11 protein-coding genes are annotated in these 15,262 nt (G+C 61.6%); 5 read left to right on the forward strand and 6 right to left on the reverse strand.

Features of this window, described 5'->3' with window-relative positions; all coding sequences use genetic code 11:
- Positions 1-8 precede the first annotated feature (8 nt).
- From FHL07_RS22205 to FHL07_RS22215, 3 genes are read left to right on the forward strand one after another with little or no spacing between them, the layout of a single operon-like run.
- Positions 9-1,253, forward strand: a complete 1,245-nt coding sequence (locus tag FHL07_RS22205) for an exonuclease SbcCD subunit D C-terminal domain-containing protein (RefSeq protein ID WP_095018121.1) — start codon at positions 9-11, stop codon at positions 1,251-1,253.
- Positions 1,250-4,891, forward strand: a complete 3,642-nt coding sequence (locus tag FHL07_RS22210) for an AAA family ATPase (RefSeq protein ID WP_138738920.1) — start codon at positions 1,250-1,252, stop codon at positions 4,889-4,891. Before FHL07_RS22205 ends, FHL07_RS22210 begins: the two co-directional genes overlap by 4 nt.
- Positions 4,888-5,535 (forward strand): glutathione S-transferase, encoded by a 648-nt coding sequence (locus FHL07_RS22215; RefSeq protein WP_138738921.1) that lies wholly within the window; start codon positions 4,888-4,890, stop codon positions 5,533-5,535. Before FHL07_RS22210 ends, FHL07_RS22215 begins: the two co-directional genes overlap by 4 nt.
- A gap of 57 nt (positions 5,536-5,592) precedes the next feature.
- Here the strand turns inward: FHL07_RS22215 and FHL07_RS22220 are convergent, their stop codons facing one another.
- Positions 5,593-6,135 carry a cytochrome b gene (locus FHL07_RS22220; protein WP_095018124.1) on the reverse strand — a complete coding sequence of 181 codons (543 nt, stop codon included), beginning with the start codon at positions 6,133-6,135 and terminating at the stop codon, positions 5,593-5,595.
- Positions 6,132-7,214, reverse strand: a complete 1,083-nt coding sequence (locus FHL07_RS22225) for a catalase family peroxidase (RefSeq protein ID WP_095018125.1) — start codon at positions 7,212-7,214, stop codon at positions 6,132-6,134. Before FHL07_RS22225 ends, FHL07_RS22220 begins: the two co-directional genes overlap by 4 nt.
- Positions 7,215-7,375: 161 nt before the next feature.
- Here FHL07_RS22225 and FHL07_RS22230 point away from each other — a divergent pair, with 161 nt between their 5' ends.
- Positions 7,376-7,882: a sigma-70 family RNA polymerase sigma factor gene (locus tag FHL07_RS22230; protein ID WP_095000559.1), complete on the forward strand. Its 507-nt coding sequence runs from the start codon at positions 7,376-7,378 to the stop codon at positions 7,880-7,882.
- The gene (locus FHL07_RS22235) at positions 7,879-8,610 is read left to right on the forward strand and encodes an anti-sigma factor family protein (RefSeq protein ID WP_095000560.1); all 732 of its coding nucleotides are present in this window, start codon (positions 7,879-7,881) and stop codon (positions 8,608-8,610) included. The genes FHL07_RS22230 and FHL07_RS22235 overlap by 4 nt, the downstream gene beginning before the upstream one ends.
- A gap of 79 nt (positions 8,611-8,689) precedes the next feature.
- On the opposite strand, the gene FHL07_RS22240 is transcribed toward FHL07_RS22235, so the two are convergent.
- From FHL07_RS22240 to FHL07_RS22255, 4 genes are all read right to left on the reverse strand, one after another.
- Positions 8,690-8,953: a hypothetical protein gene (locus tag FHL07_RS22240; protein WP_130871612.1), complete on the reverse strand. Its 264-nt coding sequence runs from the start codon at positions 8,951-8,953 to the stop codon at positions 8,690-8,692.
- 51 nt (positions 8,954-9,004) lie between these two features.
- Positions 9,005-10,177 (reverse strand): lactonase family protein, encoded by a 1,173-nt coding sequence (locus tag FHL07_RS22245; RefSeq protein WP_138738922.1) that lies wholly within the window; start codon positions 10,175-10,177, stop codon positions 9,005-9,007.
- On the reverse strand, positions 10,167-10,466 hold the full coding sequence (locus FHL07_RS22250; protein WP_095000562.1) for a DUF5629 family protein: 300 nt from the start codon (positions 10,464-10,466) through the stop codon (positions 10,167-10,169). Before FHL07_RS22250 ends, FHL07_RS22245 begins: the two co-directional genes overlap by 11 nt.
- A gap of 72 nt (positions 10,467-10,538) precedes the next feature.
- Positions 10,539-15,224 (reverse strand): dermonecrotic toxin domain-containing protein, encoded by a 4,686-nt coding sequence (locus FHL07_RS22255; RefSeq protein WP_138738923.1) that lies wholly within the window; start codon positions 15,222-15,224, stop codon positions 10,539-10,541.
- Positions 15,225-15,262: the final 38 nt, after the last annotated feature.

The following is a 15,262-nucleotide window of genomic DNA, read 5'->3' on the forward strand; positions in this document are numbered from 1 at the left end:
ATTCTGTCATGCGCCTGTTTCACACTTCCGACTGGCACCTGGGGCAAAACCTCCACGGCCAGGACCGCGACTTCGAACACGCCTGTTTTCTCACCTGGCTACTGGCCCGGCTGGCAGAACACAAGCCCGATGTGTTGCTGATCGCCGGTGATATCTTCGACACCGTCAACCCGCCGGTCAAAGCCCAGGAGCGGCTCTACGACTTTATCGTCAGCGCCCATGAGCAACAGCCCAAACTGACCATCGTGATGATTGCCGGCAACCACGACTCCGGCTCGCGGATCGAACTGCCCGCCCCCTTGATGCGCCGCCTGCGCACCCATGCCCTGGGCCGGGTGCTGTGGCTCGACGACGGCCAGCTCGATGCCGAACGCCTGCTGATCCCCTTGCCCGATGCCAAGGGCAAAATTGCCGCCTGGTGCCTGGCCCTGCCGTTTTTGCGCCCCGCCGAAGTCACCGGCGCCCACCTGGGCGATGACTACCTGCGCGGTATCGGCCAGGTGCATGAATGGCTGATCGCAGCCGCCAACGCCAAACGCAAGCCGGGCCAGGCCCTGATCGCCATCAGCCATGCCCATATGGCGGGCGGCTCGGTCAGCGAAGACTCCGAGCGCAGCCTGATCATCGGCAATGCCGAAGCCCTGCCCGCGAGCCTGTTCGGGCCCGATATCAGCTATGTGGCCCTGGGCCATTTACACAAGCCGCAGCGGGTCAACAGCGAAGAACGCATCCGCTATTGCGGCTCGCCGATCCCGTTGTCCTTCTCGGAAATTGGCTATCAGCACCAGATCCTCGATGTCACCCTCAAAGGCGAAACCCTGGTCAGCGTTGAGCCGCTGTTGATTCCCCGCGCCGTCAACCTGCAACGCATTGGCCCGCTGCCACTGGCTGAAATCCTCACCCACCTGGCCGCACTGCCTGATATCGACCTGCTCGCCGATACCCAGCGCCAGCCCTGGCTCGAAGTGCGGGTCACCCTCGACGAACCGCAGCCCGATTTACGCCAGCAGATCGAAACCGCGCTGCAGGGCAAGTCCGTGCGCCTGGTGCGCATCGCCGCCGACTATGCCGGCAGCGGCAGCCGCCACGGCGATGACGATGCCACCCGCCTGATCGAACTCGACCAGCTCACCCCCCAGGAACTGTTCAGCCGCGCCTGGCAGGAAAGCTACGGCAGCGAAGTCGACGAACAGACCCTCAAGGACTTTGCCGTGTTGCTGCAGGAAGTACAGCTTGAAGGTGAACAACCATGAAAATCCTCGCCATTCGCCTGAAAAACCTTGCCTCCCTGGCGGGCCCCTTTGAACTGGACTTTACCGCCGAACCTTTGGCCAGTGCCGGCCTGTTCGCCATTACCGGCCCCACCGGCGCCGGTAAAAGCACCCTGCTCGACGCCCTGTGCCTGGCCCTGTTTGGCGCCGTGCCACGGCTGAACAACACCGGTCGCGATGCCAAAGTGCCGGATGCCGACGGTGAAATCGCCACCGGCGACCCGCGCACCCTGCTGCGCCGCGGCACCGGTGAAGGCTATGCCGAAGTGGATTTTGTCGGTATCGACGGGCGCCGCTACCGCGCTCGCTGGGAAGCCAACCGCGCCCGCGAGAAGGCCACCGGCAAGCTGCAGGCCAGCCGCCAGAGCCTGCGCGACCTGGACAGCGATCAATTGCTGGCCAGCCAGAAAGGCGATTACAAAGTCCAGCTCGAAGCGCGCCTGGGCTTGAACTTCGAACAGTTCACCCGTGCGGTGATGCTGGCGCAAAGCGAATTCAGCGCCTTTCTCAAGGCCGATGACAACGAGCGCAGTGAACTGCTGGAAAAGCTCACCGACACGGCCCTTTATACGCGCCTGGGCAAACGTGCCTTCGACAAGGCCAAAGAAGCCCGGGAAGCGCTCAAGCAACTCAAAGACCAGGCTGTGGGCATTACCCCCCTGGAACCCGAAGCCCGTGCCGAATTGGACCGACAGTTCAACGAAGCGCAGCAACAGCTGAAAAACCGGCAGGGCCAGCTCAAACAGCTAGAGCTGCAACAGACCTGGCTCAACACCCTGGGCGAACTGCAAGCACAGCGCCAGAGCGCGGCCGAGCAACTGCAACAGGCACAAACCCTGTTCGACAGCCAGGCCGGACAGCGCCAGACCCTGCATCTGCTTGAGCAACTGGCGCCGCAACGGCATCAATTTGCCCGCCTTGCCGAGCTAAATGGGCAACTGAACCCGCTGGCCGAGCACATCGGCGCCCAGCTGCAGCAACAGACCGAACTGAGCCAGCGCCAGGTCCAGCTGCAAGCCCAGGTGCAAAGCGCCACGCTGGCGGCAACCCAGGCACAGACGCAGCAACGGGAAGCCGCACCGCAGGTCCAGCAAGCCCTGCTGGAACAAGCCAACTTCGATCGCCTGACCCAGGCGCTGAGCACCCAACAAGCCCTCCAGCAGCAGGCTGAACAGGCCTGCAGCACAGGGCAGCAGGCACTCAATGCCCTGCTTGAGCGCCAGCAGCAAGGCACCGAACGCCTGGCGCACATAGCCACACAACTCGAACACAGCCGCGAACTGGCGCCACTGGCCAGCGCCTGGGACGCCTATCGCCCCCGGCTGCAACACTTGGTGCGGCTGAGCAATAACCTCACTACCGGGCGCAAAGAACTGCCCGGCCTTGAACAACGCGCCCAGCAGGCCACGCAACAACTGACCGAGCTGCGCAACAGCCTGGAAATCCTGTTCCAGGAAGCAGGCGCCGAGCCCCATGCGGTCAACGAGCAAATCCAGACACTGGGCAGCCTGCTCCAGGACAACCGCCAGCAGCAGCGCGCCTTTGAAGAGCTGCAACGCCTGAGCAGCACCCGGCAGACCCTCGACAATCGCCTGCTGGCGTTACACACCAAACTGCAGGCACTGCACGCCGAGCGCGAAACATTGGTCGAGCAAGGCAACCAGACCAAAAGTCAGTACGAGGCTGCCGAGCAAGCCCTGCAAATCACCCGCCAGCTACTGGAGCGCCAGCGCCTGGCCCGTAGCGCCAGCGTTGAAGAGCTGCGCGAACAACTGCAGGACGATCAGCCCTGCCCGGTATGCGGCAGCCACGAACACCCCTACCACCAGCCCGAAGCCTTGTTGCACAGCTTGTCCCGCCACGATGAACGGGAAGAAACCAACGCCCGTCAAACCGTAGACAGGCTTAAAGAAACACTGGATCAGTTGCGCGATAAATTCAGCGCAATGAAAGCGCAGATCCAGGAACTGCGTGTGCAACATCAACACCTCATTGAAGAACAACAGGCCCTCGCGCCGAGCCTTGAAGCGCATCCACTGCATCAACAGTGGCAGGCCCAGGACCCGGACAAGCGCGCACAATGGCTGACCCTGCGCCTGAACCAGTTGCAGCACAGCATCAGCCAGGACGAGCAGCGTCAGAACGTCCTGCTTGGCCTGCAAAAGGAAGCGGCCCACCTGCAGCAACAAGTGCAGCGCTGCAGCGAGACCAGCCAGCTCGCTGGCCAACAACTGGCAGAGCAGCAATTACACCTCAATGCCGACAGCCAGCGCCTTGAGGACGAGCTGCGCGAATTTGCCAGCCTGCTGCCACCGGCCACCCTCAATGCCCTGCGCGACAACGCATCCGCCTGCTTTATAAGCCTCGACCAGCAAGTGGCTGAGCGAGTGGCCCAACTCGATCAGCAGCGCGACGAACAGGCGGAGCAGGCGCAGAGGGCCAGCAGCATCGAGCGCGAGCAGTATCAGCAAGCCAATCGCAGCAAGGAACTGGACGCCCTGCAGCGCAGCGTCAGCGAACTGAAGGCCCAGCAACAGGCCAGCCAGCACAGCCTCAAGGCGTTGCTGGGTGACTACAGCAGCGCCGAACAGTGGCAGCAGGCCCTGGAGCAGGCTGTCGAACAGGCCCGCACGGTCCAGACCCAGGCCGGGCAAACCTTGCAGGTCACCGCCAACCAGTTGCTGCAACTGGCCGCCGAGCTCAAATCCGGCCAGGAGCGCCTGCAGGCCTTGCAGCAGGAACACGCCAACCTGAGCGCCCGGCTCAGCGAATGGCGCGCGCTGCACAGCGAACTTGATGACAACCAACTGCAACAGTTGCTCAGTTACGACGACACACAGGTGCGCGAACTGCGTCAGCAACTGCAAAACGGCGAAAAAGCCGTCGAGCAAGCCCGCGTACTGCTGCAGGAGCGCGAACAGCGCCTGGCCCAACACCAGGCGCAAGCCAATGGCAACCTGGACGCCGACGCCCTCAACCAGGCACTGGCCGAACTCACTGCGCAGATCAGCGCCAGCGAACAGCAGATCGCCGAACTGCGCGCACAACAGGCAGAAGACCAGAGGCGCCAGGACGTCAATCAGGCGCTTGGGCAACGTATCGCCCAAGCCGACAGCGAATGGCAACGCTGGGCGCGCCTCAGCGAGCTGATCGGCTCGGGCAGCGGCGACAAATTCCGCAAGATCGCCCAGGCCTACAACCTCGACCTGCTGGTGCATCACGCCAACGCGCAATTGCGCCAGTTGGTACGCCGCTACCGCCTCAAGCGTGGCGGCAGCATGCTTGGCCTGCTGGTGATGGACACCGAAATGGGTGACGAGCTGCGCTCGGTGCATTCGCTGTCGGGGGGTGAAACGTTCCTGGTGTCGCTGGCCCTGGCCCTGGGGCTGGCGTCGATGGCCTCCAGCACCCTGAAAATCGAATCGCTGTTTATCGACGAAGGCTTTGGCAGCCTCGACCCCGAGTCACTGCAACTGGCCATGGACGCCCTGGACGGCCTGCAAGCCCAGGGGCGCAAGGTGGGGGTGATTTCCCATGTGCAGGAAATGCATGAACGCATCCCGGTGCAAATCCAGGTGCAGCGCCAGGGCAACGGCTTGAGCACCGTGGAGGTGAAATGAACCGGCACCTGCTCTATTCCTTCCGTCGCTGCCCCTATGCCATGCGGGCCCGCATGGCCTTGCGTTACAGCGGCGTGCCGTTATCGATTGTCGAAGTCAGCCTCAAGGCCAAGCCGGCCGCAATGCTCGCGGCCTCGCCCAAGGGCACGGTGCCGGTGCTGGTATGTGCTGATGGTCGGGTAATCGAACAAAGTCTGGAGATCATGCTCTGGGCGCTGGGCCAACATGACCCGGACAACTGGTTGCAAGCGGATCACAGGGGGCTGATCGAGGCGAATGACAGCGTGTTCAAGGTACTCCTGGATCGCTACAAATACGCCATCCGCTATCCGGAGCATCCGATGGAGCATTACCGGGCTCAGGGTGTCGAGTATTTGCAGCGGCTGGAAGATGTGCTGGCGCACACGCCGTACCTTGCAGGGTCTGCGCTGGGTCTTGCCGATGTGGCTCTGGCGCCCTTTGTTCGGCAGTTTGCCCATGTCGATCGCGAGTGGTTTGCGCAGGCGCCCTTGCCGCACTTGAATGCCTGGCTGGAGCGGTTTCTGGCTTCTGACCTGTTTGCTTCGGCGATGGCCAAAAGCCCCTCACCCAGCCCTCTCCCGGAGGGAGAGGGGACTGAGCACACGCGACTTCATGACCACTGATAATCAGCTCCCTCTCCCTCCGGGAGAGGGTTGGGGTGAGGGGCTTTTGATTCAGGCTCAACCCTGCTTGCCCCGCACCATGCTCTGCAACACCCCGTCGCGCCTCACCCAGCCATGAAACAGCGCCGCTGCCAAATGGGCCAGGACGGTAAAAAACAGCAAATAAGCCAGAAACGTATGCGCTTTGCGCAACGATGCAAACACCCTGGGATCAGCCGGCAGAATACCCGGCAACTGCAATGAACCGCCCAGCATGACCGGATCCCCCGCTGCCGAAATCATCGCCCAGCCCACCAGCGGCAACACCAGCATCAAGGCATACAGCAACAGATGGGACAGCTTGGCCGCCAGCACCTGTACCCCGGGCAGATCTGCAGGCAACGGCGGCTGGCGGGTAGCAAAACGCACAAACAGGCGCACCACCACCAGCAACAGGATGGCGATACCCAAGGGCTTGTGCAGATTGAGCAGCCATTCATGCCGCTGCGACACCGAAGCCGCCATACCTGCCCCGATAAACAGCATGGCAATAATCATCAGCGCCATCAGCCAGTGCAGCAGGCGCGCCACCGGGGCGAAATGCTTAGTGGGTGCGCTCATGGCCGTGTCTCCTTGGGTAGCTGGTCAACTTCGCTGGTGCGTCGTACATAGGAACTGGCATAGGCCGCCGAGCGCGCCGCCAGCAAGGGGTCAGCCGAGCCCTCTATGCCACTGGGCAAAATCAGCGGATCGTAATTGATATCGCGGCATTCGCCGTCGTTCTGCGCCTGGGCCTTAACCAGTACCAGGGTGCCTGCATCCACCACCTTGCGCCCCGCTGGCCAGGCCTTGCTGGCATCAGTGGTCGGGTCACCCGCCTCGGCCAATGTCAGGTTGAACTGCCATTTCAAAGGCCCCGCCGCCAGGCGTTTATCCAGATCCTGCTCCAGATAATCGGCATCGTCGGGCGCCGCAGCACCCGGCGCGTCCTGCCCCAACGGCACCACACCCCAGCGCACCGCCTGCCGCTGCCCGGCTGCGTTGACCAGATAAAACGCATTGATCCCGTTATAGCTCTCGGTGGCATAGCTGGCCGAGGGTTTCGCGGTTTTGACCCATTGCAAAAAGGCCGCCGTTTCCGGGTGCGCGGCAAAAAACGCCGGCATGGCACCGGGCGCAGGCTTGCCCGTGGCCGCTTCTGGGGCACCGGCTTGCAGCATCTGGTAGAACGCCTCAGGCGTGCCCACCGGGAACACCGGCATGCTGTTCATCCCTGTACGCCATTGCTGACCATTGGCCTGGGTAAAGCGCAGGGCAAAACTGCGGATCGGCACACTGCTGTCGGGGGCATAGGGGTTGCCACTGGGCAAGGCAAAGCGCCCGACCACCGGCGTACGCCCGGTACCGAATACCTGCGCGGTAGACAACCCCTGCGCAGCACCACTGCCCTCAAAATAACCCGCCACGCACAGGCCCTTGGCATGGTTACGCCGGTAACCCGGATGCACGCCGTTATTGTGTTCCAGCGCATTGACCAGCTTGCCGGGGCTCAACCGCTGCGGGTCCAGCGTGCCGTTGACGTAATAGAACCCGCCGAGAATGACCGCCACCACCCCTCCGATGCCCGCCAGGCGCAACAGCACACTGGCAGGACTCAAGGGGGGTGTGGCGGGCCGCACAGGCGGCAATTGATCGACCATATAAAACTCCGGGGCCACAGGACCGTGAGGTGAATGACCTATAGGACGCAGGCCGCAAAACCTTATTCCAGCCATGAACGATTAATTTTTTTCGACAACACCGGGAATAAGGCCTCATCCTGAACGTCTTGCCTGCACCCACCCAGTCATTTGGCCAGACGATGACCTCACTTGATGAGCAACTGCGTGAACTGATCCCGCGCCTGCGGCGCTTCGCCCTGTCGCTGACCCGTCATGCCAGCAATGCCGACGACCTGGTGCAAAACTGCCTGGAGCGAGCCCTCGGCAGCGTTGCCGATAAACGCCCTGACGGTGACTTGCGCGCCTGGCTGTTCACCATCCTGTATCGCCAGTTTGTCGACAACCACCGGCGGTCACGGCGCTATGCGCGCATGCTGGAATTTTTTACCGGCCGCGATGACACCCAGCCTTCGACTGAGCGCACGGTACTTGCCCAATCGACACTCGAAGCCTTCGACCAATTGGCCACCGAACAGCGCGCCCTGTTGTTGTGGGTGTCGGTGGAGGGTTTGAGCTACAAACAAGTGGCCGAAATACTCGACGTGCCGATCGGCACCGTCATGTCGCGCCTGTCCAGAGCGCGCAACGCCTTGCGCCAACTCAGCGAGGGCGAAATCACCCGCCCTGCCCTGCGGAGACTCAAATGATCAGCATCCCGCCCAGCGAGCGCGACCTTCATGCTTACGTCGATCACGCGCTCAGCGATGCTCAACGCCATCAAGTTGAGCTTTATCTGCAAGCCAACCCGCCTATCGCCGCCCAGGTCGAAGCCTGGCAGCGCGATGCACAGAACCTGCGCTCTGCGTTGAATCAAGACTTACTGCAACCGGCCAACCCGGCACTTGACCCGACGGCCCTGCGCCAGCACCAGCGCCGACAATCACGGCGCCACTGGGCCAGTGCGGCGGTGCTGCTGATTGCCGTCAGCGTGGGTGGGCTGGGGGGCTGGCAAGCCCGACAAATCATCCAGCCTGGCAACCTGCCCATGAGCGACGCCCTGGCAGCCCATCGCATGTTTGCCGAGCAGGGTTTTTTGCCCGCGGACTATAACGTCGTGCAAAGCAGCGAGATGCAAGGTTGGGTTGACCGTTACTTCAGCCACGCCGAACGCTTGCCGGATCTGACGGGCGCAGGCTTCAGACCGGTGAGCAGTCGCCTGCTGACCACCGACCAGGGCGGCGCAGCGATGGTGTTATACCAGGATCGGCAAGGGCGCCAGATCAGCTTCTATATCCGTCCGCCTGGGCCACACAACAGCCTGTTGCCACGGGGTAACCGCCAGGATGGCGAACTGCAGGCCCAGTACTGGTCCGGCCCTGGCTACAACTACGCCATGGTTGGCCCGGCCGGGTTGCTGGAGACGGTGAAGCTTTAAACGGCGCACAAGTATTTCGTAGCAGCTGCCGAAGGAACGCAGTCTCGTTCCTTCGGCAGCTGCTACGGATAGCGTGCTCTCAAGAGCGGGTTTTATGATTCAGCGCCGCATAAAAATGGGCGCTTTGTTGCAGGTATTTCTGGGTATAGGCCGCAGACTTTTTGTCGCCAAGCACCGGGGTCGCGCTGGCAGGCAAAGCCACAGTAGCGGAGATGGCTGAAGCAGCAATTACAGAGAACAGATTGAAGTTCATGGCACTAACCCTCGACGATTCAGTTGGTTTGCTTGCCTTTTCAGGCCGTGCAACCAACTTAACGCCAAGGGCGATCGTGCAGAAATTCATTGCAGCACTAGCCTCTATCAGCGCAATTGATAGAGGCCAGCACGCCCTTGATTACGGGCGGTTGATAAATTTCACATCAGACGGCGCGTCCATTGCCAGGGACTGCACGGCCTTGCCCAGCTTGCCGCTGGCAGGATCACGCTCAAGCACCACAATGGCATTGCTCATCTGGTTGGCAATCAGCAAAAACTTGCCATTGGGGCTCAGGGCAAACTCGCGCGGGTGATCACCCTCCACCGAGCGGCGCTGGATTTCAGTCAACTCGCCATTGCCCGGATCGATCGCAAACACCAGGATTTCATTGGCCTTGCCACGGTTGCTGACATACAGGAAACGGCCGTCAGGTGAAGCATGCACAGCACCGGCGGCACGATTTTGCGCAGGCATACCCTGAGCCAGCTCCACCACCTGACGCTGCTTGAGCTGGCCATCGGCATAGTCGAACACAAACACCTGGGCACTCATTTCAGTGGTCAGGTACGCATGCTTGCCATCTTTGGAAAACAGCAGATGACGCGGCCCGCTACCTGCCGGCAACTCAATGAAGGCCGGTGCCGCGGCTACCAGTGGATGCTCCGGGCTGGCTACCGGGTCGTAACGATAGACAAACACCTTGTCTGCACCCAGGTCACTGGCGTACACAAACTTGCCATCGGGCGAGGACACCACCGAATGCACATGCGCCGACATCTGCCGCTCGGGGTTGACCCGACTGGCCGGGTGGCTGCTCATCTGGGTCACAGGTTGCAACTGACCTGCGGCGTCGATCGGCAATACCGCCAGGCTGCCGCCAGGGTCGGCGTGAACCCCGTAGTTGGCCACAAACAGATAACGCTCGTCGGCGCTCAGGCTGGAGTGGGTCGGCTCTTCGCCCAAGGTCTTGACCTGGTTGATCAGCGTCAGCGCGTTGGTTTTCGGATCGATGGCAACGCTACTGGCGCGCCCGACCACATCGGCCTGGCCCTGACCGTTTTCATTGACCACAAACAGGCGGGTCTGGTCTTTGGACAGGGTCAGCCACGAAGGGTTGGCAGCCTTGAACACTTGCAGCGGCTCAGGGGTGATATGCCCCTTGGCACTGTCAAACTGCAGGCGGTAGATACCCTGGCTTTTGCCCTGGGTATAGGAACCCACCAGCAGTTCAACTTCATCGCGGGACTCGGCCTGGGCCGACATGGCGCCCACGCTCAGCGCCATCAGCATTGGCAGCGATTTAAACTTCATCTTCGGCCTCGGCTTCATCGTCGTCGTTGTTTGCGCTCAAGGCGCTCAGGCAAACCAGGCGATGCTCGCCCGAGTCGCCCACCAGGGTCCAGCTTTGCAAACCCTGGTCAAACTGCGCCGCGTCAATCTGTGGCGCAGTGAAATGCCAGCGCTTTTCAGCACGTCCGTCCATGCACTTGATGAGCAATTGCACATCGTCCAGAGAGAAATCCCAGGCATGCAGCCCGTCAATCACCAGCATATCGCTGGTTTCAAGGGCTGTGCGCAAGGTCTGGTTTGAATCGCTCATTGATCAATCACCTGTTGGAAAGGCGTAATGATAGGTCAATTGGGCCCGGGAACCCACGTACCCGATGCGCGATCAGGCTTCTTTGCCAAAAAAATGCGTCTTGAGCAACTGTTCGCTGATCGTTGCGTAATACACCTCGGGCACTTTCTGCCCGGGCCCGGCCTTGGCCTCCAGGCTCTTTTTACTGTCCATGCGCTGGCCGGGCAGCTTGAAGTGGGCCGCCGTCGGGTGCTCGTCCCCGCCACGCGCCTGGGCATAGTGCAAATGCGCGTACCAGAGCACCTGACCGGCGCGATCCTGCACGGCATATTCCTGCACGAAATCCTGCCGCTCACCGGTCATGGCGATGCGCTGATTGATTTTGGCCAATTGCACCTGGCCCTGCTTCAGCAAAAAATCCACCGTCACCGAGGTCGGCGGCATGCCCAGAAGGATGCCCAGCCCCTCGGCGCGCAACCGGGTTGATGCGGCCTCAAGACGGCCGATCAATGCCTGGGGCGTATCGGGCACGGGCACCGCCACGGGCCCCCGATCGGGATGCAACGCCTTGATTTCAGCCACGAGCCGGTCAAGGTTATGGGCAAAGCGATCCAGAGAGCCATACAGCTCCGGCGGGAACTTCGTGCGTTTGACGTGGCTTTTTACGCGATGAATTTCGCCATTGACCTGCTTTAACAGGGTGGCAGCCTGGGTCCTGACCGTGCCATAGGGGCGTACCGGCGCGACCTCAGGCGTGTGCAGCTCGACCCATTGATCCGCCGCCGTCTGTTGATAGGCCGTCGAGACATTCGTCGACAGACCACCCGCCGCACGGGCCACCGGCAGGTCGCCGATATCGACAATTGACGCCTCGCCCTGTACCGGGCTGGCCCTGACGGTTCCGATCAGCAGTCCCTTGTTGCGCGTGCGCACGATTTTGCGCCTGGCGTTAGGCACACGGGAAGGCCCCGGCTGCGCCGGCAGCCATTCATCCCGGGCTCGGGCCTGCTCCAGTTGCATCGCCTCGGCCCGGGTATCCAGGGCCTTGATCACCGCCCTGACCTGCCCAACCTGACGTTGATCGAGCCGTGTCCCCGGGCGCATAAGAAAAATGCTCAACGCATCATCCGCCGCAGCGTAGTGCTCGCGCACATCACTGAGGACTTCAAGGCGTTCACTGCGGCTGAACAAGGTTTCGTCTTCAAGTTCGGACTGGTTTTTAGCCTTGAAATACAGCGGCCCGACAATCTCATCCACGGCGCGACGGTCATCGCCCAGCGGCTCCAGCGGTACAAGATCACGCAGCACCACCAGTTGATGGGATCGGCACAGCACATCGGAGCGGTAACGGGTGACCGTCTCACCCTCAATCTCGACCTCATAGCCGAAATAGCGCCTGCGCGCATCCTGCGCCTCCCTGAAACCCGACTTGGGCACCCCGCGTAGCTTCTCCAGATACCCCTGCATGGCCTTGAAGTCATTAACGGCGCCCTCCAGCTGTTCGAAAATCCTCAGGCAATCGGCTCGATAAGCCCCCGTTTTGAACATCGCGGCATCCACTACCTGCTTCTCGCCCCTGAACACCTCGGGGTGCATTTCCTGCAGAGAACGGCAGATACTCACTCTCGAGTCGAACAGATGCGCCGTCAGCAGGATCAGGTTCTTGTACTGCTGCGACACGATCACATGGTCATGGTCTTCCACCAGCAGCCCGTGCTTTTGCAGCAGATGATCCAGCGCCTCAAGGTATTCCGGCAGCTGCTTTTCAAACACCGCAATACAGCGCTCCAGCGCCTGGATACAGGCAGTCGGTGGCGCACCCTGAGCGCCGAGTTGTTCATAAGCCAGGGTGGCTTGGTTAATTTCAGCCTGCAGAACCGGCACCCGCTCATTGTAGAGCGCCATTTTTTTGCGCAATTCATTGATGCGCTTGATACGGGCGACGCCTCTGGGCAGAACCTGGGGCACATCGCTGCCTCCCCGCAGCCCTGCCTCGCGGGAAAACCGCCACACCCCCTCGTGATCACCCTGAATACGCGGCCCCCGCTCGGAAGGGTTACGTGGACTGACCAGAAAGACCCCTGACGAATCCATTCCGATTTGATAGGGGAAATCCTCAACAAGGGCATGCCATTTGCCGTTCAGTATGTACAACCCCTTATAGACCCCCTCCCGCACATACATATTTTGCGTGGCGGACCATTCCCCCCGGTTGCGATCAAGCCATTCGAGATGGGAAGGCTTGATATGCACCCAATTGTTGTTGAACCAGGCATGGTCCAGCTGGCTTTTATGGTTGCCCAACGGCACTGCGGGCAAGAAAGTCACACCGTCGCGGATAGCTGCAGGCACCGGGGGTTCGGCCTCCGGGGCAATGCGTCGCTGCTGAAATTCAGGCGGCAGCAGCGCGGTATCGGGGCGTAGCACCCTTGCCGGTAACGTTAACTGGGTGGGTCGCAGATGCAACAGGGTCAGCCCGACATTGAACAGCAGATCGATCAGCGCCGGCGCCCTGGAGGTTGAGTCAGGGCTGCGCAGGCTTTGCACATCCGTTTGCAACGCCAGCACTGTCATCACCACCGCATTAAGCACATGCAGCGCCCCTGGCAACTTGAGCATGGGCACCACCGTATTGAACAGCAGCCAGCCCCCTTCCAGCAGTGAGGCCCAGCGGCGCTCACTGTTGGACAGGGTTTGCCGGTCTGCCAGATCGCTCAGTGCCAGGGCCATTTCGGTATATAACGTATGCCCGAAGTCACCCTCGAGGGCGTCCTCGCCCAGCTGGGCCGGGCGGGAAACAGGTGGCACGGGAAACTCGTCAAACACCCATGACGATGCCGGGAAAGCGCGGTTGAAGCCAGCGACCGCATAGCCCTCCCGAACACCGGCAGGCAGCCAGTCAAGGACGCTCTGCTGCAGCGGCCCCGGCGCCACAATGGACGCCCTGAGTGCCGCCCAGGACGGAAACTCCAGCAGCGCATCCTTATACAAGGGCCGATAAAGCACATGGGGCCCCGCCGAGACCTGTTGCGGGCCGATCACGAACATGTTGCGCACCACATCCGCCCGCGCCGTGGGCGCTGCCAAAAAAGCCAGCGGCCGGATCACCACCGCCTGCCCGGGCATCGTGCGCAACGCAGGGTCGAGCATCATCAGGCCCTTTACGCACTGATAACCGCGTTCGGTAAAGTTGCAGCGCTGGCGCAATTTGCATTCCAGCGCCTGCAAAGGTAAGTGCACCCGCAGCTCATCGACAAACAACCGCTCCCTTGCCTGGGCATGCTCGGGGTTGCCCAGCAGGCAGCGCCTGAGCCATTGCGGGTAGTTCTGGCCAATATCGACCGCCTGGACCAGGCGCCGGACATAGTCCGGGGTCATCCACCAGTCCTGGATCAACTGGCCTTTGGCATGGCTGATGCGCACCGGGCGGCTCAGTGCGCCCCTTAGGTTTTGCACGGCCAGCTCGGTCAGGGTCAGGGTGTAAGGGTTGAGCGTGCCGACCGTGCCCTCACCGCCCGGGCCCAGCGGCTGGTTAAAGGTCAGCACGACCTCATCAGGGTTATAGCCCGGTGCCAGTGGCTGATCCCGGCCCATCCGCCGGCGCAGGGCATCGACGGTGAAGTCGTGCAGGCTGGGGATATCGTCGTTGAAACGACGGCCATTGGCCTGCTGATTGGTGCTGGCCAACGCCGTCAGATGGCTGCGATAAGCAAACCGGTCGGCTGCAGATGCCTGGCGCAACCACTCGGGCAGGCTGGCGTAGAGACTTGACAGGTCCCGCGGCGCACGTGCTTGCGTGGCGCTGAACACGGCTGAGGTGTCGGTAATGTCCAGCACCTGAACTTCCAGGGCATCAGTACTTGCCGGCGGCACGGGCGCCATAATGGCATCCAGATGACGTTCAAGTATGCACATGGCCTGGGCCTGCACGAAGTTGCCTTCAGGCTCATAAAGCACGCGGGTTATGGAGTCCAGTGCATAGCGCGCCGCCATGTCGCCGCCCCAGTGTTGGGTAAAGCCGCTGATGGACGCGAAAGCCTGAATAGTACCGTCGACCTTGCAGTGGAAAACGCCATTTTCGCCACTGAGCCCATGCACAATCAGCACATCGGGGGTCAGCACCTCCCAGGTCTTGCCCGCGGCCATCATCTTCGCGGCCACCGTGTAGACCCGGGTGCTGCTGTCGAGGCCGGGCAAACCGTAGCGATCGAGCCGGTCGGGGTAACTGAACACCGAGCGCAGCACCGCGCGCTGCCGGGCACTCAGGTTAACCGTGGTCTCGGCACTGGCCAGTAGCTGATCCTGAATGAGGCGCGACAACCAGATCAAACGGCTCGGCCCGGCATCGGCGGGTTGATTCCAGTACTCGACCAGGGCTTGTTGCAGCGCCACACGCCAGCCCTGCACCACGTTGCGCATCAGTGCTACGACCCGGCTGATGGGCGCGACAGGGCTCATCTGCGAATGGGCGGTTCTTACCCCGATAAAACACTCTTCGCCGGAGTAGTAGTCGTCGTTGAGCGGTTGCTGGCTGGCGATATGCTCCAGCAGCACATTGCTCAGCAACCGATAGCCGGGCTGCTCAAGCGCAGTACCGTCCGGGGCCACCGTATGCACCAGCCAGGTATGAAAAATATCGAAGACCTGCGGCGCAAAGGCCTCGGTCAATTGTTGGAGGAGCAACTGGTGAACCACGCTGCGCAGATTGGGGCGCAAGGCAAACTCACTGGCCACGGCTTGCTGGAGCAGCCGGGTGTCGGGTAAATCGGCAGTATTCACAGGGGTATCCTTCACTGTTGGGTCAAGGCAACAGTTAA

The sequence above is a fragment of the Pseudomonas sp. FSL W7-0098 genome, from assembly GCF_005930585.1.
GTDB lineage: Bacteria > Pseudomonadota > Gammaproteobacteria > Pseudomonadales > Pseudomonadaceae > Aquipseudomonas > Aquipseudomonas bubulae.

What these genes read in the sequence shown, in the direction of transcription:
- FHL07_RS22250 (WP_095000562.1), bottom strand. Translation starts at nt 10,466, where the DNA reads ATGAGCGATTCAAACCAGACCTTGCGCACAGCCCTTGAAACCAGCGAT.
- FHL07_RS22225 (WP_095018125.1), bottom strand. Translation starts at nt 7,214, where the DNA reads ATGGTCGATCAATTGCCGCCTGTGCGGCCCGCCACACCCCCCTTGAGT.
- FHL07_RS22220 (WP_095018124.1), bottom strand. Translation starts at nt 6,135, where the DNA reads ATGAGCGCACCCACTAAGCATTTCGCCCCGGTGGCGCGCCTGCTGCAC.
- FHL07_RS22215 (WP_138738921.1), top strand. Translation starts at nt 4,888, where the DNA reads ATGAACCGGCACCTGCTCTATTCCTTCCGTCGCTGCCCCTATGCCATG.
- FHL07_RS22240 (WP_130871612.1), bottom strand. Translation starts at nt 8,953, where the DNA reads ATGAATTTCTGCACGATCGCCCTTGGCGTTAAGTTGGTTGCACGGCCT.
- FHL07_RS22210 (WP_138738920.1), top strand. Translation starts at nt 1,250, where the DNA reads ATGAAAATCCTCGCCATTCGCCTGAAAAACCTTGCCTCCCTGGCGGGC.
- FHL07_RS22235 (WP_095000560.1), top strand. Translation starts at nt 7,879, where the DNA reads ATGATCAGCATCCCGCCCAGCGAGCGCGACCTTCATGCTTACGTCGAT.
- FHL07_RS22205 (WP_095018121.1), top strand. Translation starts at nt 9, where the DNA reads ATGCGCCTGTTTCACACTTCCGACTGGCACCTGGGGCAAAACCTCCAC.
- FHL07_RS22245 (WP_138738922.1), bottom strand. Translation starts at nt 10,177, where the DNA reads ATGAAGTTTAAATCGCTGCCAATGCTGATGGCGCTGAGCGTGGGCGCC.
- FHL07_RS22230 (WP_095000559.1), top strand. Translation starts at nt 7,376, where the DNA reads ATGACCTCACTTGATGAGCAACTGCGTGAACTGATCCCGCGCCTGCGG.